General features: G+C 68.9%; 18 protein-coding genes and 1 pseudogene. 11 read left to right on the top strand and 8 right to left on the bottom strand.

The window, feature by feature from the left end:
• Positions 1-113: 113 nt before the first annotated feature.
• From KGD83_RS07760 to KGD83_RS07740, 5 genes are all read left to right on the top strand, one after another.
• Entirely contained in the window at positions 114-947 is an 834-nt protein-coding gene (locus tag KGD83_RS07760; protein WP_249352209.1) for a MurR/RpiR family transcriptional regulator, read from the top strand.
• 83 nt (positions 948-1,030) lie between these two features.
• Positions 1,031-2,206 (top strand): ABC transporter substrate-binding protein, encoded by a 1,176-nt coding sequence (locus tag KGD83_RS07755; protein ID WP_212643180.1) that lies wholly within the window; start codon positions 1,031-1,033, stop codon positions 2,204-2,206.
• Between the two features lie 32 nt (positions 2,207-2,238).
• Positions 2,239-4,017, top strand: coding sequence for an ABC transporter permease (locus tag KGD83_RS07750; RefSeq protein WP_212643179.1), 1,779 nt, complete (start codon positions 2,239-2,241; stop codon positions 4,015-4,017).
• Positions 4,018-4,055: 38 nt separating this feature from the next.
• A complete protein-coding gene (locus KGD83_RS07745; RefSeq protein WP_249352207.1) occupies positions 4,056-5,168 on the top strand; it encodes an ABC transporter ATP-binding protein in 1,113 nt (370 codons plus the stop codon).
• Positions 5,165-5,800, top strand: a complete 636-nt coding sequence (locus tag KGD83_RS07740) for a histidine phosphatase family protein (RefSeq protein ID WP_212643177.1) — start codon at positions 5,165-5,167, stop codon at positions 5,798-5,800. Before KGD83_RS07745 ends, KGD83_RS07740 begins: the two co-directional genes overlap by 4 nt.
• A 159-nt stretch (positions 5,801-5,959) precedes the next feature.
• On the opposite strand, the gene argG is transcribed toward KGD83_RS07740, so the two are convergent.
• Positions 5,960-7,408 (bottom strand): argininosuccinate synthase, encoded by a 1,449-nt coding sequence (gene argG, locus KGD83_RS07735; RefSeq protein WP_013154492.1) that lies wholly within the window; start codon positions 7,406-7,408, stop codon positions 5,960-5,962.
• Between the two features lie 365 nt (positions 7,409-7,773).
• On the opposite strand from argG, the gene KGD83_RS07730 reads away from it, so the two are divergent.
• Both KGD83_RS07730 and KGD83_RS07725 read left to right on the top strand, forming a co-directional pair.
• Positions 7,774-8,181: a MerR family transcriptional regulator gene (locus KGD83_RS07730; protein WP_047868168.1), complete on the top strand. Its 408-nt coding sequence runs from the start codon at positions 7,774-7,776 to the stop codon at positions 8,179-8,181.
• 438 nt (positions 8,182-8,619) lie between these two features.
• On the top strand, positions 8,620-10,119 hold the full coding sequence (locus tag KGD83_RS07725) for a SulP family inorganic anion transporter (protein ID WP_212643176.1): 1,500 nt from the start codon (positions 8,620-8,622) through the stop codon (positions 10,117-10,119).
• 103 nt (positions 10,120-10,222) lie between these two features.
• Here the strand turns inward: KGD83_RS07725 and KGD83_RS07720 are convergent, their stop codons facing one another.
• The 4 genes from KGD83_RS07720 to KGD83_RS07705 all read right to left on the bottom strand — a co-directional run bounded on the left by KGD83_RS07720 (position 10,223) and on the right by KGD83_RS07705 (position 12,657).
• Entirely contained in the window at positions 10,223-10,423 is a 201-nt protein-coding gene (locus tag KGD83_RS07720; RefSeq protein WP_047868166.1) for a ferredoxin, read from the bottom strand.
• Positions 10,420-10,566, bottom strand: coding sequence for a hypothetical protein (locus KGD83_RS07715; protein WP_249352205.1), 147 nt, complete (start codon positions 10,564-10,566; stop codon positions 10,420-10,422). Before KGD83_RS07715 ends, KGD83_RS07720 begins: the two co-directional genes overlap by 4 nt.
• The gene (locus KGD83_RS07710) at positions 10,560-11,780 is read right to left on the bottom strand and encodes a cytochrome P450 (RefSeq protein ID WP_212643175.1); all 1,221 of its coding nucleotides are present in this window, start codon (positions 11,778-11,780) and stop codon (positions 10,560-10,562) included. Before KGD83_RS07710 ends, KGD83_RS07715 begins: the two co-directional genes overlap by 7 nt.
• Before the next feature lie 112 nt (positions 11,781-11,892).
• The gene (locus tag KGD83_RS07705; RefSeq protein WP_212643174.1) at positions 11,893-12,657 is read right to left on the bottom strand and encodes an SDR family NAD(P)-dependent oxidoreductase; all 765 of its coding nucleotides are present in this window, start codon (positions 12,655-12,657) and stop codon (positions 11,893-11,895) included.
• A gap of 237 nt (positions 12,658-12,894) precedes the next feature.
• Between KGD83_RS07705 and KGD83_RS07700 the strand changes: the two are divergent.
• Together KGD83_RS07700 and KGD83_RS07695 are read left to right on the top strand one after the other, a co-directional pair.
• Positions 12,895-14,067: pseudogene (locus KGD83_RS07700) on the top strand (RNA-guided endonuclease InsQ/TnpB family protein).
• A 193-nt stretch (positions 14,068-14,260) separates the two neighbouring features.
• Positions 14,261-14,884 carry a TetR/AcrR family transcriptional regulator gene (locus KGD83_RS07695; protein ID WP_212643173.1) on the top strand — a complete coding sequence of 208 codons (624 nt, stop codon included), beginning with the start codon at positions 14,261-14,263 and terminating at the stop codon, positions 14,882-14,884.
• Between the two features lie 641 nt (positions 14,885-15,525).
• Here the strand turns inward: KGD83_RS07695 and KGD83_RS07690 are convergent.
• Entirely contained in the window at positions 15,526-16,089 is a 564-nt protein-coding gene (locus KGD83_RS07690; RefSeq protein WP_212643172.1) for an ATP-binding protein, read from the bottom strand.
• Between the two features lie 214 nt (positions 16,090-16,303).
• Here KGD83_RS07690 and KGD83_RS07685 point away from each other — a divergent pair, with 214 nt between their 5' ends.
• Together KGD83_RS07685 and KGD83_RS07680 are read left to right on the top strand one after the other, a co-directional pair.
• Positions 16,304-17,167: a helix-turn-helix domain-containing protein gene (locus tag KGD83_RS07685; RefSeq protein ID WP_212643171.1), complete on the top strand. Its 864-nt coding sequence runs from the start codon at positions 16,304-16,306 to the stop codon at positions 17,165-17,167.
• Positions 17,164-17,403, top strand: coding sequence for a DUF397 domain-containing protein (locus KGD83_RS07680; protein ID WP_212643170.1), 240 nt, complete (start codon positions 17,164-17,166; stop codon positions 17,401-17,403). The genes KGD83_RS07685 and KGD83_RS07680 overlap by 4 nt, the downstream gene beginning before the upstream one ends.
• A 351-nt stretch (positions 17,404-17,754) precedes the next feature.
• Here KGD83_RS07680 and KGD83_RS07675 read toward each other — a convergent pair whose 3' ends face one another.
• Together KGD83_RS07675 and KGD83_RS07670 are read right to left on the bottom strand one after the other, a co-directional pair.
• A complete protein-coding gene (locus tag KGD83_RS07675; protein ID WP_212643169.1) occupies positions 17,755-18,339 on the bottom strand; it encodes a hypothetical protein in 585 nt (194 codons plus the stop codon).
• 703 nt (positions 18,340-19,042) lie between these two features.
• The gene (locus KGD83_RS07670; protein WP_212643168.1) at positions 19,043-25,522 is read right to left on the bottom strand and encodes an RHS repeat domain-containing protein; all 6,480 of its coding nucleotides are present in this window, start codon (positions 25,520-25,522) and stop codon (positions 19,043-19,045) included.
• Between the last annotated feature and the right edge of the window lie 14 nt (positions 25,523-25,536).

Raw genomic sequence — 25,536 nt, 5'->3', positions numbered from 1 at the left:
CGCGGGTGAACGCCCGACCGGTTCGCGGGGAGAGGGTGAAGTCCCCATGAACCGAAAATAAAGTTGCAGGAAAGACAGCCTGCGCAATAAAACTTGCTTGTATCGTGGGCGCTGTGAACCTCCAGGAACGCATGAGCGAGTACCGCGACCGGCTGACGAAGTCGGACCGGGTCCTCCTCGACGAACTGCTCTCCAACCCCGCCGAGGCCCCCCTGTGGCGGGGCGGGGAGGTGGCCCAGCGCGCGGGGGTCCACCCCGCCGCCGCCACCCGGCTGGCCCAGCGGCTGGGCTACCAGGGCTACCTGGAGCTGCGCGAGGACCTGCGCGAGGCCCACGAGGCACGCCTCAACGGCGCGGGCGACCGGTTCCGGGCCGAACTCCGGGGCCAGGGGCGGGCCAGCGTGCTGGACACCCTCCTGGCCACCGAACTCGACTCCCTCGCCGCGGTCGGCAAGCACGTGAGCCAGGCCCAGATCGACGAGGTGGCCGACCTCCTGGTCGGCGCGCGGGTGGTCTACCTCTTCGCGCGCGGCAACTCCGGGGTCCTGGCCGAACTCCTCGACAGCCGACTGCGCCGGTTCGGGATGCGCCCGGTCAACCTGGTCGGCCCCGGCCGCGAGGTCGCCGAACGCGTCCTGGCGATGTCGGACTCCGACGTCGTCGTGTCGTTCGCGTTCCGCCGCGCTCCGCGAGGCCTCACACAGCTGTACGCACACGCCTCCGAGGTCGGAGCCCGGTCCGTGCTGGTCACGGACACCCTGCACACCCTCGATCCGGCTCCGACCACCGTGCTCTCGGCCCCGCGCGGACACCAGGAGGGCTTCTCCTCCCTGAGCGTCCCGATGATGATCGCGAACGCCATCGTGCTCACCGTCGCCCAGCGCCACCCCGAGACCATCCTGCCCGCCCTCGACCGCCTGGACGACCTGCTCAACGCGTTCGACTGACGCCGGTCTCCCCATCCCCCGCGACGGCCGGACCACCCCGGCCCCGCTCCCGCCTGCGCGAAAACCGACGCAAAGGACCTGTCATGCGCACTTCGAGACTGCTCTCCGCCTCCGTCGCCCTCCCGCTCGCCGCGACGCTCGCCGCCTGCGGCGGCGGCACCCCCGAGGCCGCCGACACCGCCGACGCCGGCGAGGCCGCCCAGCCCCACGAACTCGACGACGCCACCCACGAGGAGCTGGTCGAGCTGGCCAGGGAGGAGGGGGAGGTCACCGTCTACTCCTTCACCTCGCGCATCGCCTCCGTCGAGGAGGCCTTCGAGGAGGAGTACCCGGGCGTCGACCTCATCGGCCACGACATCGCCTCCTCCGAGCAGATCACCCGCCTGCAGTCCGAGGCCCAGGCCGGGACCCCGTCGGCGGACGTCGCCTACATCTCCGACGCCCCGGTGGTCGTCACCGAACTCGTCTCGGGCGGCATCCTCCAGAACCACGTCCCCCAGCGCGTCGCCGGGACCGTGCCCGAGGAGTACCAGCAGCCCCTGCTGGCCAACCGGCTCTCGACCAAGATCCTCATGTACAACGAGGAGGCCCACCCCGACGGCAGCCCGGTCCAGAACCTGTGGCAGCTGACCGAGGAGGAGTGGAACGGCAGGGTCGTCATGGTCGACCCGAGCGTGCGCGGCGACTACCTCGACCTCGTGGCGGAGATCGTCCAGCGCTCCGACGAGATGGCGCGGGCCCACCAGGAGCACTTCGGGTCCGAGGTGGAACTCGACGAGGGCGTGGAGAACGCCGGACAGCAGTTCATCGAGGACCTCTACGCCAACGGCCTGGTCCTGGTCGACGACACCGACAACGTCAACGCGGCCGTGGGCGCGACCGGGCAGGAGGACCCGCCGGTCGGCATCACCTCCTACTCCGACCGCCGGGACAACGAGGAGGAGGGCTGGGCGCTCCAGGCCTCCCTGGGGACCGCGCCGTCGCTGGGCATCACCTTCCCGGCCTACATCGGCATGGTGCGGGGCTCCGACAGCCCCGCCGCCGCGCGCCTGGTCGCCGACTTCCTCATGGGCGACGACTCCGCGACCGGCGGTCCCGGATACGAGCCCTTCTACGTCCCCGGCGACTACCCGGTCCGCACGGACATGGAGATGCCCGGGGACGCCGCGCCCCTGGACGAACTGGGTGCCTGGGACATCGACCCCGAGGAGACCTCCCGGGTCCGCGACGACGTGGCCGACTTCCTCCTGACCCTGTAGGACCCCGACTCCCCCGTCAGCGAAAGGACGCCATGACGACGGCACCCGCCCCCCGCCGCACCGCGGTCGGCACCACGGTGGCCCGTGCGCGCACGACACTGAGGCAGCCCTCCGTGGTGCTGGGAGCCGGCACCCTGCTCGTACTGTTCGTCCTCGTGGTGGCGCCGCTCAGCGGACTGGTCAACACGACCCTCCAGAGCGGCAACCGCGAGGCGTGGGCGGACGTGTTCGCCAGCCCGATGTCGGAGAACCTCCTGTGGAGGCCGATGGGCAACTCGATCCTCATGGGGACCGCCACCGCCGTCTGCTCGACGGTGGTGGGCGGGTTCCTCGCCTGGGTGGTCGTGATGACCCGTATCCCGGGGCGCAGGACCCTGGGGCTGCTGGCGACGATCCCGTTCGCCCTGCCGAGCTTCGCCCTGGCGCTGGCGTGGGAGTCGGTCTTTCGCAACGACCTGATCGGCGGGTCCACCGGGATCCTGATGAACCTGGGCCTGGACGTCCCGGACTGGCTGGCCTGGGGGCCCGTACCGATCGCCGCGACCCTGACGGCCCACTACTTCTCCCTGTCGTTCATGCTGGTCGCCGCGGCGCTGGCCAGCGTCAACGGCGACCTCATGGAGGCCGCCGAGATGACCGGGGCCTCCACGCTGCGGGTGGCCCGGGACATCGCCCTGCCGGTCGTGGCCCCGGCGATGATCTCCGGCGCGCTGCTCGCCTTCGCCGAGGGGGTCTCCAACTTCGTCACACCGGCCCTGCTCGGACTGCCGGTGCGGTTCCACACGCTCTCCACCCGGCTGTACGGGGCGATCTCCACCGGTGACGTCGCACGCGGGTACGTGCTCTCGATCGTGCTCATCGTCGTCGCCGCGATGATCATGTACGCCTCGACCCGCATCACCGGGGGCGGGCGCAGCTTCGCGACGATCACCGGCAAGGGCGGCCGCCGCCGGGGCGTGGACCTGGGCCCCTGGGGGCGGCCGGTGGCCGGGCTCGCCTGGCTGCTGGTCACGTGCACCACGATCGTGCCCGGCCTCGTGCTCGTCCTGAGCTCGCTGACCCTGCGCACCAACGACTTCGCCTCCGGGCTGACCCTGCACTACTGGATCGGCGACTCGGACCCCGCGCTCGCACAGGGGCAGCGGGGCGTCCTGAACAACCCGCAGATCCTGGAGGCCACCTGGAACACCGTCCTGCTCGGGGTGTGCGTGGCGGTCGGCGCCGGTGTGCTCGGACTGCTCATCTCCTACGTCATCACCCGCTCCAACGGCCCGAGGTGGCTGGTGGGGACCATGGGCGTCACCTCGTTCGTGCCCTTCCTCATCCCCGGCATCGCGCTGGGCGCGGCCTTCATCGCGCAGTTCGGGGCGCCCATCGGCCCGCTCCCGAGCCTGTACGGGACGTTCGCGATCCTCGTGCTGGCCGGGATCGCGGCCACGATCCCGTTCTCCGTGCGGTCGGGCACCTCGGCCCTGAGCCAGGTGTCCAGGGACGTCGAGGAGTCCGCGGTGATGGCGGGGGCCGGGCTGACGCGCAGGATCGGCGCGGTCATCGCACCGCTGACCGCCCGCGGCCTGTTCACCGGCGGGGTGCTGGTGTTCGTCCAGATGGTGCGCGACCTGTCCCTGGTCGTGCTGCTGGCGACCCCGGCGATGCCCGTCCTGGCCGTGCTCACCTACCAGTACTCCTCGGAGAACTTCACCCAGTTGGCCAACGCGGTCACCGTGGTCATCGCGGTGATCTCGGTCGCGGCAACCGTCATCGCGCGGCGCTTCGAGGGCGCCGCCCAGCCCTGGAACTCCCGATCATGACCCCGATGCCGCGCGCCCGGCAGGCCGAAAGGACCGACATGCGCTCCGAAACCCCCTCGGCCGCCCTGACCATCACCGACCTGCGCAAGGACTTCGGCGGCACCGCCGCCGTGGACGGCGTCTCGATCGAGGTCCCGGCGGGCTCCTTCCTCGTGCTGCTCGGACCGTCCGGCTGCGGGAAGACGACGACCCTGCGGATGCTCGCCGGACTGGAGAACCCCACAGGGGGCGAGATCCGGTTCGGCGACCGCGTCATCGCCCGAGGCGACGGGACCGAGATCGTGCCGCCCGCCGAGCGCGAGGCCGGTCTGGTCTTCCAGTCCTACGCGCTGTGGCCGCACAAGACCGTGCGCCAGAACATCGCCTGGCCGCTGACCGTGGCCAAGTGGTCCAAGGCCGACCGGCGGGCCCGCAGCGAGCAGGTGCTGTCGATGCTGTCGATCGAGGACCTGGCCGACCGCTACCCGGGGGAGATCAGCGGCGGCCAGCAGCAGCGGGTGGCGATCGCCCGCATGATCGCCCCGCAGCCCAAGGTTCTGCTCTTCGACGAACCGCTGTCCAACCTCGACGCGAAACTGCGGGTGGACACCCGGGGCGAGCTGATGCGCGTGCACCGCTCGACCGGAGCCACGAGCGTCTACGTCACGCACGACCAGGTGGAGGCGATGACCATGGCCACGCACATCGCGCTCATGAAGGACGGCCGGATCGAGCAGTTCGGCACGCCGCGGGAACTGCTGGAGTCGCCGCGCACCGCGTTCGCCGCGACGTTCGTCGGCACTCCCCCGGCCAACATCATCGAGTGCCGGGCCGGGGGCGGTCGGCTGTCGACCCTGGGCGCCGACTGCGGCGCGGCTCCCGCCTCGGTCCCGGACGGGGTCGTGCGGGCGATGTACCGGGCGGGTTCGCTCGGGATCGACCGCGACGCCTCCGCGCCCGGGTGCCTGGAGGCGGTCTTCGCCGACCAGGTGCCGATGGCCGACAGGTGGGTGGTGGGCGTGGACCTCGCCGACGGAACCCGGGTGAACGTCTCCCGGGACACGCCGGTGGACCTGCGGCCCGGGGACGCGGCCGGTCTGCGGCTGCCCGAGGCGCCGGACGCCTACTTCGACGCCGCGGGCGACCGCCTGGACACCGGGGAGGCCCGATGACGCGGCTGATCCTGGTCCGCCACGGCGAGACCGAGTGGAACGGTGAGCGCCGCCTCCAAGGGCAGCAGGACATCGGGCTGTCGGAGGCCGGGCGCCGCCAGGTCGCCGCGCTGGCGGAGACGGTCCGCTACCTGGACCCCGGCTACGTCGTCATCTCCGGCCTGTGCCGCACGCAGGAGACCGCCGAGGTCCTCGGGGTCAGCCCGGACGCGCGCGACCCCCGGCTCAACGAGGCCTACCTGGCCGGGTGGGAGGGGCGGTACTCGGCGCAGATCAAGGAGGAGGACGGCGGTGTGTACGCCGCGTGGCGCGCGGGGCGGTTCCACCCCCCGGGCGCGGAGAGCTTCGGCGAACTCACCGACCGGGTGGTCGAGGGGATCGGCGCCGCCGTCCGCCGGGCGCACGCCGACGGCCACCGGACGCTGCTGGCCGTCACCCACGGAGGGCCGGTGCGGGCCTTCCTCGTGGCCGCCGTCGGGCTCGACCCGGCGCGCACGGTGCCCAGCCACCCGGCCAGTCTGAGCATCGTGGACGTCGACCCCGGGGCCGCCTCCCTCACCGAACCGGGCGCGGCCAGGCTCCGGCTGTTCAACTACTCCCCGGCGATGTCGCCGCTGGACCCGCCGGACTGACGGGCGCCGCCGGGGCGGGAACGCTCGTGCGGCGTTCCCGCCCCGGCGGCGGGCCGGTCCGGCGGACCCCACGGCCGGTGCGCGGACCCGGCTTGCGGCTCGGCCCCGCGCGGAGCCCGGCCGGTCCCCGCGCGCTGGCGCGCGGACCGGAGCCGGGCCTCAGTCGTTGCCGGACTCCATCGCGGCGTGGTCGAGCAGGTCGTCGCTCTCGGGGGCCTGGCCGCGGGAGGCGATCGCCTCGGCTCCGCCCTCGGGCATCGCGCCGATCAGCCCGGTCGAGGCCGCCTGGGCGGCGCCGATCGACGTCGGGTGCGAGGTGCCGACCATGCCGACCCTGGAGTACTCCTCCAGCTTGGCGCGGGAGTCGGCGATGTCGAGGTTGCGCATGGTCAGCTGGCCGATGCGGTCCACCGGGCCGAACGCGGAGTCCTCGGTCCGCTCCATGGACAGCTTGTCCGGGTGGTAGCTGAACGCCGCGCCGGTGGTGTCCATGAGGGAGTAGTCCTCGCCGCGCCGCAGCCGCAGGGTCACCTCGCCGGTGACCGCCGTGCCCACCCAGCGCTGGAGGGCCTCGCGCAGCATCAGCGCCTGGGGCTCCAGCCAGCGGCCCTCGTAGAGCAGCCTGCCGAGCCGACGGCCGTCGTTGTGGTAGCTGGCGAGGGTGTCCTCGTTGTGGACCGCGTTGACCAGCCGCTCGTAGGCCGCGTGCAGCAGCGCCATGCCCGGGGCCTCGTAGATGCCGCGGCTCTTGGCCTCGATGACGCGGTTCTCGATCTGGTCCGACATGCCCAGGCCGTGTCGGCCGCCGATGGCGTTGACCTCGTTGACCAAGTCCACGGCGGTGGCGAAGGTCTTGCCGTTGACGGTCACCGGACGGCCCTGCTCGAAGCCGATCGTGACGTCCTCGGGGGTGATCTCGACCTCGGGGTCCCAGAACCGCACGCCCATGATGGGCTCGACGATCTCGATACCGGTGTCGAGGTGTTCGAGCGCCTTGGCCTCGTGCGTGGCGCCCCAGATGTTGGCGTCGGTGGAGTAGGCCTTCTCGGTGCTGTCCCGGTAGGGCAGGCCGTGGGCCAGCAGCCACTCCGACATCTCCTTGCGGCCGCCGAGCTCGTTGACGAAGTCGGCGTCCAGCCACGGCTTGTAGATCCGCAGGGAGGGGTTGGCGAGCAGGCCGTAGCGGTAGAACCGCTCGATGTCGTTGCCCTTGAAGGTGGACCCGTCGCCCCAGATCTGCACGCCGTCCTCGAGCATCGCGCGCACCAGCAGGGTGCCCGTGACGGCCCGCCCGAGGGGGGTGGTGTTGAAGTAGGTGCGGCCGCCGGAGCGGATGTGGAAGGCTCCGCAGGCCAGCGCCGCGAAACCCTCCTCCACCAGCGCCTCCCGGCCGTCCACCAGGCGGGCGCCCTCGGCGCCGTAGGCGGTGGCGCGGCCGGGGACCGAGGCGATGTCGGGTTCGTCGTACTGGCCGATGTCGGCGGTGTAGGCGTACGGGACGGCGCCCTTGTCGCGCATCCACGCGACCGCCACCGAGGTGTCGAGGCCACCGGAGAAGGCGATACCGACGCGCTCGCCGACGGGGAGGGAAGTGAGTACCTTGGACATGGAAATAAGTATGCGCCCTTATGAATGAGCATGCAATCTGGGGAGGCGCATGTCGGTGTGGGATACATCCCCGACCTGCCGCGCGGGGCACCGGGGCCGGGGCCCGCCCCCCACCCTGCCCGGGACCGGAGCCGCCCGACCGGCGACGCGCCGGACGCTCCCGGGCGGTCGCGCCCCGCGCCCACGGGGCCGCGGGAGAACCGCGTGCGCACCGCGGGGTCCCGATGCGCCCGGCGGACCGGCAACGGCTCTACGGAGGGGGCGCATCACGGGGGTTCGGCTCCGCGGGGGCCACCGCGCCCGGCGGCGGGCCGCGCCCCGCCGGAACCGGCGTTAGAGTCGGGTGGACGAGAGGGGGTGCCGCGATGTCCGGGGCGCAGCACATGCAGATCGGCGAGGTCGCCGAGCGGACCGGCCTGTCCCTGCGCACGATCCGCTACTACGGCGAGGTCGGCCTGGTCGAGCCCTCCGCGCGCTCCCGAGGCGGCTTCCGGCTCTACACCGAGACGGACGTGGACCGCCTGAACCTCATCAAGCGGATGAAGCCGCTGGAGTTCAGCCTGGAGGAGACCCGCGAGTTGCTGGAGGCCGTCGACCGGCTGGGGTCGGCCGAGACCGGACCCGACGAGCGGCGCGCCCTGAGCGAGAGGCTCGACGCCTTCGAGGCGGCCATCGTCGCCCGCTGCCAGACCCTGCGCGACCAGTTGGCGATGGCCGAGGAGTTCGCCGAGCGGCTGCGCGAGCAGCGCGCCCGCGACAACGCCACCGCCTAGCGTCCGCCGGGGCCGAGCGGCCAGCGCCCCGAGACGGGAACCCGTTCCCCCCGCCCGCATCGCGAGTCACCGCCGCAGCTCCACCGGTGGTCACGGCGCGTCATCACCGGTGGAGTGCGCCCGCCCCCGCCTGGAGGAACAGCCGCACCCTTCCGTCGTGTGAGGGTTGTCTCAGCCACCGAACGAGAATCAGACTCTCACGTAAGAGTAGAGTTTCTCCGGGTCGTCCCCCGCGCACGAGCGGAGGACCACCGCGCTCTCCTCCCGGCTCTGCCCAGGGGCACGACCGGACCCGCGGCGACGAAGCCGCACCGGGGCCGACATCGCCCCGGATCCCCGTGCGCACCGGCGCACCCCGCCTCACCGGCGCGCGTCCGCGCCGTGCACGAACGCCTGACCCGAACACCGCGGTCCTCGTTGTGGGCTGCCCGAAACCCGATGGGTGCCATGAAACTGCCCGTGAAGACCCCCAGGTCCCTCAAGGCCCGGATCCCCGCCGCCGCGCAGCTGCGCGCCGACGTGCTGGCCGGACTGGTCGTCGCCCTGGCCCTGATCCCCGAGGCCATCGCCTTCTCCCTCATCGCCGGGGTCGACCCCCGCGTGGGCCTGTACGCCTCCTTCGTGATGGCCGTGTCCATCGCCTTCCTGGGCGGGCGGCCCGCGATGATCTCCGCCGCCACCGGCGCGATGGCCCTGGTCGCGGCACCGCTGTCGATGGAGCACGGCGTCGACCACCTGATCGCCGCCACCATCCTGGCCGGGCTCATCCAGGTCGCCCTGGGCCTGCTCGGGGTGGCCAGGCTGATGCGGTTCGTGCCGCCCAGCGTCATGACCGGGTTCATCAACGCCCTGGCCGTCCTCATCTTCACGGCACAGCTGCCCTACCTGGAGGGCGTGGGCGCGCCGATCTACGCCATGGTGGCCGTGGGCCTGGTCATCGTCTTCGGCCTGCCCCGCCTGACCAAGGCGATTCCCGCGCCGCTGGTGGCCATCGTCGTGCTCACCGTCGCCGCGCTGGCCCTGGGCATCCCGGCGCAGACGGTCGGGGACATGGGCGAACTGCCCGACACCCTGCCCGTGCCGCTGATCCCGGACGTGCCCTACACGCTGGACACGCTGGTCCTGATCGCCCCCTACTCGCTGACCCTGGCGCTGGTGGGGCTGATGGAGTCGCTGATGACCGCCAAGGTCGTCGACGACCAGACCGAGACCTCCTCGAACCACGGCCGCGAGGCACGCGGACAGGGCATCGCCAACGTGCTGGTCGGGTTCTTCGGCGGCATGGCCGGGTGCGCGATGATCGGCCAGACCATGATCAACGTCAAGTCCGGGGCCCGCACCCGCGTCTCGACCTTCCTGGCCGGCGTGTTCCTGATCATCCTGTGCGTGGCCCTGGGCGACCTGGTGGGCATGATCCCGGTCGCCGCGCTGGTCGCGGTGATGTTCTTCGTGGCCGTCGTGACCTTCGACTGGCACAGCGTCGCCCCGGCCACCCTGAGGCGGATGCCCTGGACCGAGACCCTGGTCATGGTCATCACCGTCGCCGTGGTCGTGGCCACCCACAACCTGGCCCTGGGCGTGATCGTCGGGGTCGTGGTGTCCATGGTGCTCTTCGCCCGCCGGGCCGCCATGCAGGCCGACGTCACCAGCGTGCTCGACCCCGAGGGCGGCACCCGCGTGTACTCGGTCAACGGAGAGGTGTTCTTCGCCTCCACCGGCGAGCTGGTCAACCGGTTCGACTACACCGAACAGGGCCTGGAGAAGGCGGTGGTGGACATGTCCAACGCGCACGTGTGGGACTCCTCGGCCGTGGCCGCCCTGGACCAGGTCACCGAGCACTTCCGCAGGCACGGGGTACGGGTGGAGATCACCGGCCTCAACGGGCCCAGCGCGCACCTGCACCGGGAGCTGTCCGGAACCCTGACCGGCGGCCACTGACCCCGGGCGACGGGGGCGGCCCTCCGGAGCCGCGGCGGGACGCCACCGGGTTCCCCGGACGGCGCCCCGGCCGTGAGGCGCGCTCTCCGCCTACCCCGCGCGGTCAGGCCTCCTCGTCCACACGGATCGCCCCGGTGGGACACACCTGCCCCGCCTCGCGCACCACCGGGTACAGGTTCTGCGGCGGCCGTTCGGTGAGCAGTTCGACGATTCCGTCCTCCTCACGCTGGTCGAACACCTCCGGGGCGAGCAGCACGCACTGACCGGCGCCGCAGCACCAGTCCTGGTCGACGGTCACCCTCATGGTCGCTCCTCCTCCTTCGTCCCCGCGGCGCGGTCGGACACCGCGGACAGGCCGTGTTCGGCGAACGCGCGCTCGGCGGCGGACGGGATCGGTTCCCGGGTGGCGCCGACCGGTCCGGCCACGGCCCGCGACACGGTCACCACCGGACCGGGACCTCGCGCAGCCCGCCCACGATCAGGCCGTCCAGCCGCCGCAGCTCCGCCACGGGAACGGCGAGCTCCAGCGTGGGGAGTCTGCGCAGCAGCACGTCGAGCACGGCCTGGAGTTCGGTGCGGGCCAGCGCCTGCCCCAGGCACGAGTGCGCCCCGGCCCCGAAGCCCAGGTGCGGGTTGGGCACGCGCCCCAGATCCATCTCGTCGGCGTTCTCGAACGCGCCCTCGTCCCGGTTGGCCGCGCCCATGCTGCACATGACGGTGGTTCCGGCCGTGACGGTGGCGCCGCCGATCTGGGTCTCCTCGGTGATGTAGCGCGGCAGGCCGAGCCCGGAGTTTGCGTCGAAGCGCAGCGCCTCCTCCACGGCGGAGCGCACGAGCGTACGGTCGTCCAGCAGCCTCTCCCAGCGGCTCCGGTCGTCCAGCAGCATCGCCACCATCTTGCCGATCATGTTGGCGGTGGTCTCGTGCCCGGCGACCAGCAGGCCCATGCTGGTGGCGACCAGCGCGGAGGTGGGCAGGTCGTACCCGGCCCCGGCGGTCTCGGTGACCAGGGAGCTGATCAGGTCCTCGCGCGGCTCCGCCCGCTTGGCCTCGACGTGGCCGCTCATGTAGGCGACGAACTCGGCCAAGGCCCGGTCCATCTCCTCCTGGGTGTAGCGGGTGAGGTTGAGCAGCGCGTCCGACCAGTGGGAGAAGCGGTCGCGGTCGGAGTCGGGCACGCCGAGCATGTCGCAGATGACCCACACCGGCAGGGGAAAGCCCAGGGCGGCCCCGAGGTCCGCCGGTCGGCCGCGCTCCACCATGCCGTCGACGAGCCGGTCGGCCATGGCCTCGATTCCGGGCCGCAGCGCGTTCATGCGCCTGGCGGTGAACCACTTGCCGACCAGCCGCCGCCACTGCCGGTGCTCCTCCCCGCTGTCGGGGACCGCCGAGGCGAGGTCGCCGCTGAACACTCCGCCCGTCGCGTCGGCAGAGACCCGGGCCGCGTCCTCGGCGTCGAGCCGCCGGGTGAAGCGCGGGTCGGAGAGCACCCGCCTGACGTCCTCGTAGCGGGTGACCACCTCCGCCCGGTCACCGCTGGGCAGCCGCACCCCGGCGACGGGGCGCCGCCGCCTCAGCTCGGCCCACTCCTCGGGCGGCTCCAGCGCCCCGGGGCAGGAAAACGGGTAGTCCATCAGCGGTTCGGTCCCGTCGGCGGCCACAGCCCTCACTCCTCCGCGTCATCGGAACGTACACGTAAAGCGAACGTCCGCCGTGGCGTTGAGTCAAGCGACTGGCCCAGGGGGGCGGTGGGGTGTAAGCGCGCTCGCCTCCTCAGACCGCCGACCAGCCGTTGTCCACCGGCAGCACCGCGCCGCTGATGCTGCTCGCCGCGTCGGAGGCCAGGAAGACGACGGCGGCGGCCAGTTCCTCGGCCCGGGCCACGCGGCCCATGTTGGACATGAAGGCGCCGAGGGTGGTCGGGCCGTGGGGCGCGGAGGCGACGTCGACGGTGATCGAGGTGGCCGTGCCGCCCGGGGCGACGGCGTTGACCCTGATCCCCTTGTCGCGGTACATGACCGCGGTGGACTTGACCAGGCCGACCACGCCGTGCTTGGAGGCGGTGTAGGCGGCCCCGGCGGCGCTGCCGCGCAGGGAGGCCTCCGAGGCGGTGAAGACGATGGATCCGGCTCCCCGCTCGACCATGTGCGGCAGGACGGCGCGGGTGAGCAGGAAGGGCGCGGTCAGGTTGACCCGCAGGAGCCGCTCCCAGACCGCGTCGGTGACGTCGGCGGTGGCGGACATGTCGTCCATGATCCCGGCGTTGTTGACCAGGACGTCGACACCGCCGAGGCGTTCGACGGCCGTGGCGACGACCCGGTCCACGACCTCCTGGCTGCTGAGGTCGCCGACCACGGTCTCGGCGGTGCCCCCGGCCGCGCGGATCTCCTCGGCCGCCTCACGCGCCGTGTCGGCGTTGAGGTCGGCGATCAGGACCCCGGCGCCCTCCTCGGCGAAGCGCAGCGCGCTCGCGCGGCCGATGCCGGAGCCGCCTCCGGTGACGATGACGCTCTTGTCCTTCAGGCCCAGGCCGGTCATGGGAAGCCCTCTCGTTGCCGCTGGCGGCGGCCACGGCGGCCGCTATTGTCACTGTAGGACTTTTTGTCGCCCAGAGACAAATATTGTTCTGCCTGGTCCGGACATCAACCTTGCCTCGGCGATGAACCCCAGGGCCTCAGCCCCAGGAGGAACCGCCGCGTAGACCAAACCGACCTGTTAGTGGCAGGGGACACATCGGACTGCTTTGGCTGCGTTCTGTCACTGGCCGGGTGCAAGATGGTGGGCGTGTCGAAGATCGTCGCGTGGGTCAAGCTCACGCCGTCGCCTGAGCAGGCGGCGGTGCTGGCCTCGACCCTGCGCACACTCAACGACCACGCCACCCGGGTGGCGAAGGTGGCCCACGAGCAGGGCGTGATGCGCAACTACGAGCTGCGCAAGCACACCTACCAGCAGTTGCGCGAGGCTTGAGTGGGCTCGCAGGCGGCCCAACACGTGATCAAGAAGGTGTGCGACGCTTACCGTACCCGCCAGTCCAACCCGGACAACGGCAACTACGGAACGAAGGGGTCGGCCCGCCGCACGCGGATGGAGTCCATGCCCATCACCTTCCGCCCGGAGTCGGCGCACCCCTACGACGCGCGCAACCTGTCCTTCGCGATGGATGCGCGCACAATCTCGCTGTGGACCTTCCAGGGCCGGTTGAAGGACGTGCCATTCGTCGGCTCTGTCGACCAGGTGAAGATGTTGGCCGAGCACAAGCGCGGTGAGGCCGACCTGCTCCGCCGCAACGGCACCTGGTTCCTCGCGGTGACCGTCGAGGTGCCCGACGCCCCCGAGATCGACCCCGCCTCCTTTCTCGGGGTGGACCTGGGGATCATCAACATCGCCACCACCAGCGACGGCCAGGTGGTGGCCGGGCGCCAGCTCAACCGGTACCGCCGCCGCCAGCTCAGGCTGCGCCAGAAGTTACAGGCCAAGGGCACCGGGTCCGCCAAGCGCTTACTCAAGAAGCGGCGCAAGCGTGAGGCCAGGCATGCCAGAAACACCAATCATCAGATCTCGAAGCGCATCGTGGCCGAGGCCGAACGCACCGGGCGCGGTATCTCCCTGGAAGACCTGACGGGGATCCGCATCCGGGTACGGCAACGCAGGCCCCAACGGGTCACGCTGCACTCCTGGTCCTTCCACCAACTGGGTGCCTTCATCGCCTACAAGGCGCGCCGCGCGGGGGTGCCGGTGGTCTTCGTCGACCCGGCCTACACCTCACAGACGTGCGCGGAATGTGGCCATGTGGACCACAGGAACCGGGTCGATCAGGCCATCTTCATCTGCCGGGGCTGCGGTGTCGTTGCGCACGCGGACCGGAACGCTTCCGCCAACATCGCCGCTCGCGGTCGTGTGGTGTGGAACGCGGGGCGGAAGTCACACGTCCCACCCGACCACCCCTAGGTTGTCGGGTCGGACGCGGTGGGCTCTTCCGCATCCAGCGGGGTGGTCCAACCGCACGCTCGATCCCTTCAGGACCGAGAAGCTGACTAGAGTGGACCCGCCCAGACGCCTCGGATACGGGAGGGGGACGGTCGTGCCGGGAACACCGTCCGCGAAGACGCCCAACGCACCCTCGGGTCGGGGCCGCCCTCCCATGACCGAGCGGCGCAGGGAGATCGTGCGCACGGAGATCGCGCGCGCGGCCGTGCGGCTGTTCACCGAGAACGGGGTGTCGGGCACCACGGGCGACGACATCGCGCACGCGCTCGGCATCTCCACCAGGACGCTGTGGCGCTACTTCCCCAGCAAGGAGAGCTGCGTCCGGCCGCTGCTGACGACGGGCCTGGAGTACATGGCCGAGCGCCTGCGCGCCTGCCCTCCCGGGGTCCCCCTCCTGGAGTACCTGGAGCGGGAGCGGTTCTTCGACGGCGAGCCGCAGGTCGTGGAGGGGCCCGTCGCGGACCTCATCCGGATGACCCGCACCGAACCGGCGCTCATGGCGGTGTGGCTGGAGGTCCACCACGCGGCCGAGTCGGTCTTCGCGGGGATCATCGCCGACCGCACCGGGGAGCCCGCCGACAGCCTGCCCGTCCGCGTCCAGGCGGCCGCCCTCAACTCGGCGCTGCGCCTGGCCGCCGAGGAGCGGGCACGCCTGGGGGACCACGGGCGCGGCGTTCCCTCGGAGGGCGTGGGGCCGCTGCTGCGCACCGCGCTGACCACTGCGGCCCGCGGCCTGCCCGCCTTCGGGCACGAGGGAGGGGACGCACCCTCGGACTGAGGGACTCCGCGCCGCCCCGGCCGCCGCTGCCAGCGCGGGAGCGAAGGCGGGCCGGGACCGCTGGTGGCGGTTCCGGCCCGTGGCGGGAGGGCCGGTGCGAGAGTGAGGGCCTCGACGGCCGGGGCGGGCGGCATGAACGGGGCGTTGTGCGGCCACAGGGCCAGGAGGAGGGAGTCAGCGTTCGCGGCTTCGAGGAGTCCGGTGGGGGTGACCGCCCAGAAGGACTGCGTGGCCTCGCCGTAGTAGACGATCAGGTGGTGGTGCCGGGCCTGGATCGCGGCGGCCTGGGCGTGCGCCGCGGAGAAACTGCGCCGGAGGCGTCCGTTGAGGGTGGTGGAGGGCGACGGGCGGGCGAACTCGGAGCGGTGGCCGCCCAGGCGGGGCAGGCGCTGGGCGCGGCGGACGCGGCACGAGGGGTGCTCACAGCGCGGGCAGACCGGGCCGACGAGCGGGGTGCGGCGCGGGAGCGGTGGGACGAGCCGGGGCATCGGTCGAACGTCGTCCGAACGGCGGGGCGAGGGGATAGGGTTCTGCATCAGATCCTCTTTTTCCTTACTTATGACGGGTTTGGTTTTCGGGGGTTCAGGGCCCGGGAGAAGCGCTGCAACGCTTTCCTGGGCCCGTCTCGTGTCGGCGGCATGTCAGTCGTCGGTGCGGGTGTTCCAGCGGCTTCCGGTGAGGTCGTAGGCCAGTGAGAACCACACCGTGCGGTAGTGGGCGTTGCCGTTGTCGCCCCAGGCGGTGGCGAAGGCGTTGACCATGGCCAGGCCCCGGCCCGATTCGGCGTCCAGGTTCAGGCCGTTCTTCTTGGGTTGCAGGCGGGCGTCCTTGTCGCGCAGGCCGCCCCGGTCGCGGCAGGCCAGGTGCAGCCCGGTGCGGTGGCGGTGGACGAGCAGGGTGTAGGTGCCCCCGGGCTGACCGGAGAGGCTGTGGCGGATGCTGTTGTTGGCGAGTTCGCTGCCGAGCAGGGTGAACAGGTAGCGGTAGTCGGTGCCCTGTGCGGCGGCGCAGGTGTCCAGGAAGGCCCGCACCAGCGGCATCACGGCCGGGGTCCCGGCGAAGTCGTAGCGGCGCATGCGGTAGTTGGGCCGCTCGGGCTGCCGGGTGAAGTAGTGGCGGTGGACCGGTCGGATGAAGCTGGCCAGCGGGACCGTGGCTTCTCCCAGCGCGGGCACGGGCATCGGGGCGTGGGCTTTCGCGGGCATGACGAACACACTCCTTGGCGTGAGCAGGGGTTTCGTGGTGCCCGTTGGAGGAGTCTCACGGATGCCGTGATGCGCGGAACGGGCAGGGCGTAGCCTGACCGACATGAACTCTGTGTGATCCATCAGTCACTGGCTACATCCCCATATTGGAACCGCGAATCTCAGTTGTCAACCATGAACTGAGATTCGCGGTAGCTTTTGCTAGGTTGGTCCCATGCAACGGCCCTACAGCCCCACCATCCGTCGCAGGCGTCTCGGCTTCGAGCTGCGGCGCCTGCGTGAAGAGCACGGCTTCACGCTCGATGACGCCGCCAAGAGGTCAGGCGTGCCGCGCGCGACCATCGGCAAGATCGAGACCGCAGAGTCCCGACGTACCCGCGCTCGGGACCTGGATGCCCTGGCTGACCTCTACGGACTGAACGAGGAGAGCCGCACCGGGCTGCACCAGATGTCCCGCGAGTCAAAAGAGAAGGGCTGGTGGTCCCGCTACAAGGACGTCTTCAGCGAACACACCCTGCCTGACTTCGAAGCGGAAGCATCAGCTATACGCACGTACGAGGCCCAGGTGATACCTGGCCTGTTCCAGACACCTGACTACGCCGAGCAGATCTTCAAAGGAGGACGGGCTACTGAGGACCCGAGCATCCCTCGTCAGGTGGAAGCTCGCCTGGCACGTCAGCAGATACTGTCGCGGGTCAACTCTCCTCACATGACAGCAGTCATCGATGAAGCCGCTTTGCTCCGGCTCGTTGGCAGTCGTCAGATCATGGCTGAGCAACTAAACCACTTGGGACACCTTGCGATCCGCCACAACATCGACATCCAGGTACTTCCCTTCAACAGCGGGGCTCACCTCGGCATGGCAGGAGCCTTCACCATCCTGGACTTCCCCGAACCCAGGGACCCTACGATCGTCTACGTCAGCACAGCCGCAGACGGTCTGTACCTTGAGCAGGAAAGCGACATCAAGCGTTACAACATGGCATTCAGCAATGTTCAGGGCATAGCGCTATCGTCGACTGCGTCGATGAAGACCATCGCTGGCGTCAAGGCGTCGATGGAGAGTGACGAAGGATGATCCTAGAGTTCCGCAAGAGCAGCTACAGCGCTCAAGACGTCAACTGTGTTGAGGTAGCCCACATCCCCACGGGCTTCCGGAAGAGCACCCACAGCGGTCGGGACCAGAACTGCGTCGAGGTAGCCGACCTCCCCTGCGGCGCGGCCGTCCGCGACTCCAAGCACCCCGGCACCGGGCACCTCCCCTTTCCCGCCGCCGAGTGGAACGGTTTCCTGAGAACCGCCCTCTCGCGCTGACACCTGGAACCACCCACGCCCGGCCGCCTCCCCCGAGGACCACGGCCGGGCGTCGCTGTTCCCAGGGAGCAGGTGTCCCGGCCACCTCGTCCGTCTCCCGTCTCACCCCAGGGAGTTGAGGATGAACAGAAGCAGGGCGGTCAGCGCTACCGAGACCACCAGCGACATGACACAGCCCAGACGGTTGCTGAAGAAGACGAACACGGCACTCCCTCCATTCTCAGCCACTCCCGAAGGACTGAGCACGGTTGCCGATCCCCTACCCCGCTTGCCCCGCCCCAGTACGGGCGTCTCCGGTCGTATCTTCAGCCAAGCCAGAAGAGCAAGGAAGACAGAGAGAGGCCGACGAACCTAGTATCCGAGGCTCAGAAGATAAAAAAGGATCAAGGAAGCAAGAGACGCACAAGCGAGGAAAGACAGATTGAGGTGTAGTGAAGTTACGACGCCGGAACCCTCCACAGTCACAGGTTCAGCCTTAATTCTTTCCACGAAATTCTCGATCTCCCTGGCGCACCTCCGGTTTGTCGGGTAGCCAGCGAGCTGACCGACCAGGGATCCCCCCAGATTGAGACACCACCACTTACTCCCATCTTCAAGAACAATATCTACACCCCCTTCCCAAAGAACTCTAGAGACGAGTTGAGCAGGGATGACATGCTTCACCAGGAAGTTCTTAACAACAACAGCATCAACTCGCAGTCCAATATAAGTGAAGCATGAGACCTTCAGAAGGAACCAATAAGCAGTAGGATAGAATATCGAATAGAAGAACCACTCCCACCGGTAAGCTCCACTTTCAGACCCGAGAGCTTGCGTTACACCGCCAAGCCAAAAAAGTCCCACAAGAAAGCAGACAGAGATACCGAAGGAAGCTGTCCACCGGTTCCGCAGTGTCTTGGAAGATCTTTTCCGCCGAGACTTCTGAAAGACGCTCACCAGAGCATCCCAACCAACCCCTAACTTCTACCGCGCTGCGAACTTCTCACTTGCGTAGTTCAAGTAACTCATACTCCACCTTGCCCGCTGCGAGATTTCAAGCTACCCCTACCCGTCAAACGGGCGGCCTCCTGAGAACCGCTATCTCGCGTTGCACTCAGTACTACCCCACGCCTGGCAGCCTCACCAGGAGTTACAGCCAAGCATCACTTTTCTCACAGACCTTGCGTCTACACCCTGACACATCGTGATTTAGTCTAGGTAGTTGAAAACGAACAGAAACTGTGTCGTCACCACTACCTATACCACCGACAACGAATCCGAAAACAAAAATTTTGCCATTCATGTTCACATAAGCACTTCTCGGCGAATAGCACCAGAAAACTATTTAACGCAGGCCATATGGCCACTCAAGCAAAACGTCAATACGGCAGCGATGAATCATAGATTCAGGTGCAATCTCAAGAACCTCGCCCAGGTCTTTTAGATTTCTTGCGAGAGTCAATCGCGACATAGACACTCAGCAGCAAAGAAATTAAAAGCCAGCCAGAGGAGAAAATGAAGACGACGAAGGACCTACTTGGATCCATGAAGCTTTCTCCCCATACAACGAGAGCCAAGGATATAAAGAAAGCAGCAAAAGATGCCACAAGAGGCCACATCAAAGTCTTTAGGCCGGACATGCACACCTCAAAATCTATTTTCACTCACGGAATCTCAGGGCAGAAATTTCGTTCCCGATCGCGGCAGAGATTGTGTTTGCACTCCCATCGTAGATGGTCCCCGTGGCATCAAAAGATCCATTCCTGTTCGTTCGAACCACAGTGCTGTAGAAATCATCTTTTACCCTCCTGGGAGAGAAATAGTTAAATCTAGATAGAGTGGTTCCTCGCATTGCCCCATTCAACCATCCACTGAATGCCCCACTGATACCCAAACCCGCAATGCCAAAGGCATGCTCCTGCCACCTCATGCTCCCCAGACCCCCTCCAGTAGTCGCAGCTTGAAATCCATCGAGCAGAACCTTTCCTCCAACCACGGCACCTCCAACAGCAAGGCATATACCAAACGAAAGAGCCACACAAGCAGCCATTCCGACACCGGTACCAACTGCGCCAATAGTACTCCAGTTATCATTAACCCAGTTGCCAGCGCCATTCCCCCATTCAGTAACCGTATCCCACGTGTCGCTGAACCAACTGGCATCGTTGATCGCTTCGGTCTCCGGAGAGTTGGTGTAGCTGACCAGTGGGGGCCTGCTTACTGGAGCTCTAGGCACAGTTTGGAATCCAGTAGTGCGGCGCCACTGCTCGGCGTAACCACCGCCCATCGAAGGATGCCACCCAGTAGGAGTCTTGGGACGGCGAGGCGGGCCGTGCCAGTTCCCCTGCTTCTTCCATTTCTCTGTCAGAGCACCGCCCATCGACGGATGCCACCCGTTGGACAGGAGATCCTTCCAGTTCAGGCCATTCGGGTCGGTGAACGAGACGGGGTTGTTGTTCGAGTAGACGTACCCGTTCATTTTCTGTGCATCGGTCAATTCCATCAAGGGGTCTACCGAGATGAACCGGCCCAGCGCCGCGTCATACGCTCGCGCACCCAGTTGGGTCAGCCCCGTGGACTCATCCACCGTGCCGTCCACGAAACCGCGCTCACCCGGCCACTCCCCCGCGGCCTCACGGTTCTCACCGAACACGGTCATCCACCGCTGAACGACCTCTCCCCAGACCGCGTCCACCGCCATCTCGCCCGTGCCGTGGTGGTCGGAGAACACCCAGTGCAGATCCCCGTCGTTCTCCCGTACCGCGACCGTCTCACCCGCGTGCTCGAAGTAGCGCGTGGCCTCCTCGGTTCCCGCGGCCGGGTCCCAGGTCACCTCCATGCCCGGAAGGTACAGGGTGGTGGCCCCGTGCGCACGCCGCAGCAACCGCTCACCGGCGGCGTCGTAGACGTACTCGGTCCTGTCCACGCCCTCGGTGACACTGGCCAGTTCGCCCTCGGGCCCCCACTCCAGGACCTGGTCTCGCTCGCCTGTGGTGCGGCGGACCATGTTCCCGGACGCGTCGTAGTCGTAGGAGTGCTCGGTGACCCCACCAACACCCTGCTCCTCCACGCCGGTGATCGCGTGAGCAGGACCCTGCCCCTCCTCGGGGGACGAGTACGAGCGCGTCGTCTGTCCGCTGCCCGGCGCGTACTGGATCTCCTCGACGCGGTTGCCGGTCTCGTCGTAGGTGTAGGAGTGCCAGTACGGAGCGGTCCCGCCCAGGTTCTGAGCATCGGGCTCGGCGGCACAGGCCTCCTCACCGGTGGCGTTCGGCGTCCACACCTGGTTCAGGCGGCGCAGGTGGTCGTAGTCGAAGCACTGCACGTCGCTGGCGCGTACCGGGTCGGTGGGCTCGTCGCTGACCCGCAGCAGGTTGCCGATGTCGTCGTAGGCGTAGGTCTTCGTGGACAGCGATCCCTCGCCCACCTCCGGCACGACGCTGGCCATGTCCAGACGGTTCGTCTTCTCGTCGAAGTCGAGGGTCTGCCAGGTCTTGTCCGTGCCCAGGGGCCTGCGGCTGAACTCGCGTTGGACGAGGTTGCCGACCTTGGAGTAGACCGCCTCGGTGACGATGTGGTCGTTGCCTGTGACCGAAGTGACGTTGCCGAGGTCGTCGTAGTCGTACACGACGGGTTCGCCGGGCAGATCACCAGCCGCAGGGAACTCAGTGGAGCTGACACTGCCGTCCGGGTTGTACAGGGTGCGGAACAGGTAGCGGCCCGCCAGCCCTCCTTCGGCCCCGGGGATCAGCACCTGCTGGGCCAGCGGACGCCCCATGGAGTCGTAGCTGAGCACCTGGTCGGTGTAGGAGTTGCCGTCCTCGTGGCGTGTGGAGGAGGTCAACTGTCCCGTCGCCACGGTGTCGTAGGCCCAGGACGCCCGGACGGTCCCGTCCGCGGCGCCCTCCCTGAGGTGGGTCTTGCGGCCCAGGGCGTCGTAGGTGGTGTGCAGTGTCTGGTCGCGGGCGTCGGTCGCCGAGACCAGCCTGTCGAGACCGTCGTAGTCGAACTTCGACGTCCCCGTGTCGGGGTCGGTCTCGGTGACCTTCCGGCCCAGCAGGTCGTAGGCGTAGGACCAGGTGTTGCCGCCCGGGTCGGTGACGGTCTCCAGCTCATCGCGCGCGGTGTAGGTGTAGGCGGTCGCGTCGTAGTCCCCCGCGGGCTCCTCACCGTGGTGCTTGCGCAGCTCGACCACGTTGCCGCGGGCGTCGGTGATGGACGTGGTCCCCGTGCCGCCCTCGGGAGCGTTGGTCAGGGTGCGGTCGCCGTGGTGCTCGGTGGTGGTGCGCCACTGCTCCACGCCCCGGGACATCTGGACGACGTCGGTGGCCCGGTCGGCGCCGTCGTAGACGGTACGGGTCCAGCGGGGAACCTCGTCGTGGTTGTTGACCACGAACAGCTCCCCGGCCGGATCCTCCTCGTTGTGGTAGGGCTCGCGCTTGATCACGGTGTTGCCGCGCGAGTCCAGGAAGGTGTCGGTGATGACCCGCCCGCCCTCGGGCGAGGGGGCCTGGGTCTGCCGTTCGCGCAGGAAGCCGTCGAGGATCCGGTAGCTGGTGGTGTAGTCCCCGTCGGCGTTGAGGCTGTGGCTGACGACCGTGGTGGGCGCGTCCTTGCTCACGTGGTACTCGAACCGCATGGAGGGGGAGGCGTCACTGGAGCCCGTGCGGTCGGCGAGCCACACGTCGGTCAGACGGCCGAGCGGGTCGTAGGCCAGTTCGGTGCGGTTGCCGTCGGCGTCGATCTCGGCCACGGGCTGCGAGCGGGCGTCGAACTCCTCGACGGTGACGTGCCCGAGGGCGTTGGTGGTCTCCACCTTCACGTCGTGCCCGCCGGGGTTGGCGGAGGTGTAGGCGGTGGTGGTCGTGTTGCCCTCCGCGTCGGTGACCTCGACGGCGCGGCCGTACTCGTCGAACTCCGAGGTGGTGACCGTCTGGTAGACGGCGCCCTCGTCGTCGTAGTCGGTGGCCCGCTGAGTCTGGGTCGGGCGGCCCTGAGTGGGTGCCTCTCCGAAGCCCTTGCCGTCGTAGAGGGTGCGGGTGTCGCTGACGATCTGGTCCTCGGACGGGGTGCCCTCGCAGTCGGAGGCGACCGTGCGGGTGTGGGAGACCAGGCTCAGCAGGTGCTTGCCGGTGTTGCGGGCGTAGGCCGTGGAGGTGCACCGGTCGTCGTCGGGGTCGGCCACGTCGCCCCGGTCGTGCACGGTGGAGACCATGCCGTAGGAGTCGAAGGTGTTGACCGTGCTGGTCCGGCGGAACGAGTCGTCCGCCAGCGCGGTGTGGACGTCCGTGCTCTTGGTGTTGGTCATGTGCGCGCCGCGCTCGTCCCAGGAGTGGGAACTGGTGGAGGTCTCGCGCTTCCATGGGGTGGTGACGGTCCGGGAGACCACGTCGCCGTCCACGCCGTCGCGGACGATGACCTCACGGGGCTGGCCGTTGAAGACCTCCTCGTCGGTCACACTGGCGCCGGTGGAGTCGGTAACCTCCGCCGACCGGGTTCCGTCGGGCAGGTGGTCGCCGTCCATGCCCTGGTAGAACAGGTGCTCGGTCTCGGTCCGCACCTCGTTCTCATGACCGGTGCGCACGATGACTCGGTCGTAGCCGCGCCACTGCGACCAGGTGCGCCTGTCCTCCTCCACGAAGCCGTCGTCGTCCATGTACCGCCAGGCGCCGTCGCCCACGTAGTCGTAGCTGGTGATCTGGTCGGGCTGTCCGCCGACCAGGTCCTTCTCGACCAGCGCGACGACGGGGTACTTGGCGAACCAGTCGGTGATGTCATCCGCTCCGGGCTGGTGGGAGCGGATCACCGGGAAGCAGGCCTTCGTGTTCTCGTGCGGCTTGGGAGTGTCGCCCTCCACGCATTCGGACTCGGCGTAGCGCACGTCCACCTGGCCACCGGTCTCGGTGTAGATGGCGCTGACACGCCACTTGTTCATCGGGGCCAGGCCGTCGGTGGTGGAGTCGACGCGGTTGGGCATCGGTGTTCCGCCGAAGGTGATGGACGGGTAGGCCTCGGTGCCGCCGACGTGTCCGGTGTGGGTGATGGAGTCCAGCCACAGGGCCGGATCCGTGCCGTCCCCCGGCTCGGGGAACGTGTGCTTGAGCTTCCAGGTGTCGACGGTGGTGTACTCGTCCCCGTCGTGGACCTGGGTGGTGATGGTGTCGAGCTTCTTGGTGGTCCAGAAGGTGGGTGAGTGCTGCCCGGCGCAGTCGCTCTCGCACTCCTGGTCCAACGGCGTGTCTGGCCAGTGCTCGGCGTTGTCCTCGGTGCGCTCGTCCTCAGCACAGTCGAAGCCTTCCTCGGGAAGGCAGCGCTCGGACACGGAGTAGGTCACCCGTGCCGGAGCTGTGGCGTGGGGGTCGTCGTCGCGCAGGCCGTACTCGGTGCGCTTGAGGTAACCGCCGCGGTCGTAGGGGGTGGCCTCGGATTCGAAGTGGCGACCGTAGTTGTTGGTCTCGGCCTCGTAGTAGTGGGACAGGGCGTTGCCCTGCACGTCCACCACGTAGTCCAGGTTCCACCGCCAGGCCTGCTGGCACCAGGCGTCCTCATCGGAGGACTTGTGGCAGGGTTCGCCGGAGTCGTTGCCGTAGACCGGCACCGTCCAGGCCGAGTCGGTCTCATCGTCGCCGGAGGAGTGGCCGGGCAGGCGGTTGAGACCGAAGAAGTACTGGGCGCCGTCGGTGGTGGTGACCTTCCAGTACTCGCCGTCGTTGTCGCCGTTGGTGGTGCCGGTCAGCCGCTCGACCTTGGAGCCGTCGTCGTTGCGGGGGGTCCACTCGCCGTCGTCGTAGACCAGCTCGGTGGAGCGGCCGCCCAGGTTGAGGGTGGCGTTGTGGTGCGACCAGCACTGGTCGGGGATGTCGGTGTCGTCGTCCTGGCAGGTGATGTAGCGGCGCTCGATGTAGCCGGGGTGGTAGTCGAAGCCCTCGCCGATCCAGGAGGTCTGGTTGTTGGTGTCCGACACGCGCCCGTCCACGGACTGCGAGGAGTAGGACAGGCTGATGTCGGGCTGGAGGCCACCGGCCGTGTTCGGGGCGGCCATGGGGTAGTTCCAGGAGAAGTCGCCGGTCTGGGGTCCGACGTTCCAGGTGGAGGAGGGGCTCAACGAGGTGGCGGTGTAGTCACCGGTACCCTCCTCGCCGGATCCGTCGTCGGCCGCTGCGACCAGGACACCCGACGAGGTGGCCGGGACCACGGCGGACAGGGTCCGGGACTCGGTGTCGTTGGCCGAGTCCAGGACGTGGGAGGACAGGCAGGCTTCCTCCGTACCCTCCTCGCACCCGGTCAGGGCGATCAGGGACAGGCGTGACCCGTAGTCGGCGCCGTAGGCGGTGGCGAAGTCCGCGTAGTCGACCTCCACCCGCACGGGCCCGACCGCGTCGGAGCCGTCGGTGCGCGTCACCCGCAGCGCCAGGCCGGAAACGCCCAGGGCTGAGGCCGCCTCACGGTCCAGGACCTCCACCTCGGCGGCGGTCACCGGCTCCGGTGCGGTCGGCTCGGTGTCCTCGGGCTCTTCGGTCAGCTCGGGCTCGGGTGCCTCCGCTGCGGGCTCGTCCTCTTCGGTTCCGGTCCCCCCGTCCCCCGGCAGCGGCTCCTCCGGCTGAGGACTGGGCCCGATCTCCTGAGGCTCTTCTGTCTCGGGACCGGACGGCTCTCCCGTGGCCGGCGTGTCGCTGTCCGTCTCGGTTTCGGCGGGGACACGCCGCTCGTTGCGGGTCCCATCGGCTTCCTCCGGTGCCGCGCTCTCGTCCTCCTCCGGAAGAGGTGAGGTCCACTCCTCGAAGTCGGCTCCCTCGACAGCGTCGAGTGCCACCACTCCGTTCTCTTCCTCAGCGGGAGCGCTGAAGGAGCGCGCCTCCGTTCCGCCGATATCGAAGGACGTAGTGCTCGCCTCCGGCCACTCGGCCGGTTCTAGCGAGGTGACGGCGGCGTCGGTGGCCGCGCTGTCGGCTTCGATGGCGGCCTGGACGGCGGTGTGGCCATCCACCGACTCGGTCTCGGCCACCTCGGGGCGGGTGTTGTAGGCCAGCGCCGAGGCGGGCATGGCCGAAGCCAGCCCGGCGACCAGCACCAGGGCGACGAAGGAGACGAGGGGTTTGCGACCGCGCCGGAGGGCGGTGCTCTGGGGGATGTCAGACATGGGGCGACCTCCTA

The organism is Nocardiopsis akebiae (assembly GCF_018316795.1).
GTDB lineage: Bacteria > Actinomycetota > Actinomycetes > Streptosporangiales > Streptosporangiaceae > Nocardiopsis > Nocardiopsis dassonvillei.
This window is presented reverse-complemented; position numbering and strand designations above follow the sequence as displayed.

Bases quoted from the DNA above. Each gene is read 5' to 3' on its own strand.
- KGD83_RS07755 (WP_212643180.1), top strand. From the start codon at position 1,031: ATGCGCACTTCGAGACTGCTCTCCGCCTCCGTCGCCCTCCCGCTCGCC.
- KGD83_RS07750 (WP_212643179.1), top strand. From the start codon at position 2,239: ATGACGACGGCACCCGCCCCCCGCCGCACCGCGGTCGGCACCACGGTG.
- KGD83_RS07745 (WP_249352207.1), top strand. From the start codon at position 4,056: ATGCGCTCCGAAACCCCCTCGGCCGCCCTGACCATCACCGACCTGCGC.
- KGD83_RS07740 (WP_212643177.1), top strand. From the start codon at position 5,165: ATGACGCGGCTGATCCTGGTCCGCCACGGCGAGACCGAGTGGAACGGT.
- argG (WP_013154492.1), bottom strand. From the start codon at position 7,408: ATGTCCAAGGTACTCACTTCCCTCCCCGTCGGCGAGCGCGTCGGTATC.
- KGD83_RS07730 (WP_047868168.1), top strand. From the start codon at position 7,774: ATGTCCGGGGCGCAGCACATGCAGATCGGCGAGGTCGCCGAGCGGACC.
- KGD83_RS07725 (WP_212643176.1), top strand. From the start codon at position 8,620: ATGGGTGCCATGAAACTGCCCGTGAAGACCCCCAGGTCCCTCAAGGCC.
- KGD83_RS07720 (WP_047868166.1), bottom strand. From the start codon at position 10,423: ATGAGGGTGACCGTCGACCAGGACTGGTGCTGCGGCGCCGGTCAGTGC.
- KGD83_RS07705 (WP_212643174.1), bottom strand. From the start codon at position 12,657: ATGACCGGCCTGGGCCTGAAGGACAAGAGCGTCATCGTCACCGGAGGC.
- KGD83_RS07695 (WP_212643173.1), top strand. From the start codon at position 14,261: ATGACCGAGCGGCGCAGGGAGATCGTGCGCACGGAGATCGCGCGCGCG.
- KGD83_RS07690 (WP_212643172.1), bottom strand. From the start codon at position 16,089: ATGCCCGCGAAAGCCCACGCCCCGATGCCCGTGCCCGCGCTGGGAGAA.
- KGD83_RS07685 (WP_212643171.1), top strand. From the start codon at position 16,304: ATGCAACGGCCCTACAGCCCCACCATCCGTCGCAGGCGTCTCGGCTTC.
- KGD83_RS07680 (WP_212643170.1), top strand. From the start codon at position 17,164: ATGATCCTAGAGTTCCGCAAGAGCAGCTACAGCGCTCAAGACGTCAAC.
- KGD83_RS07670 (WP_212643168.1), bottom strand. From the start codon at position 25,522: ATGTCTGACATCCCCCAGAGCACCGCCCTCCGGCGCGGTCGCAAACCC.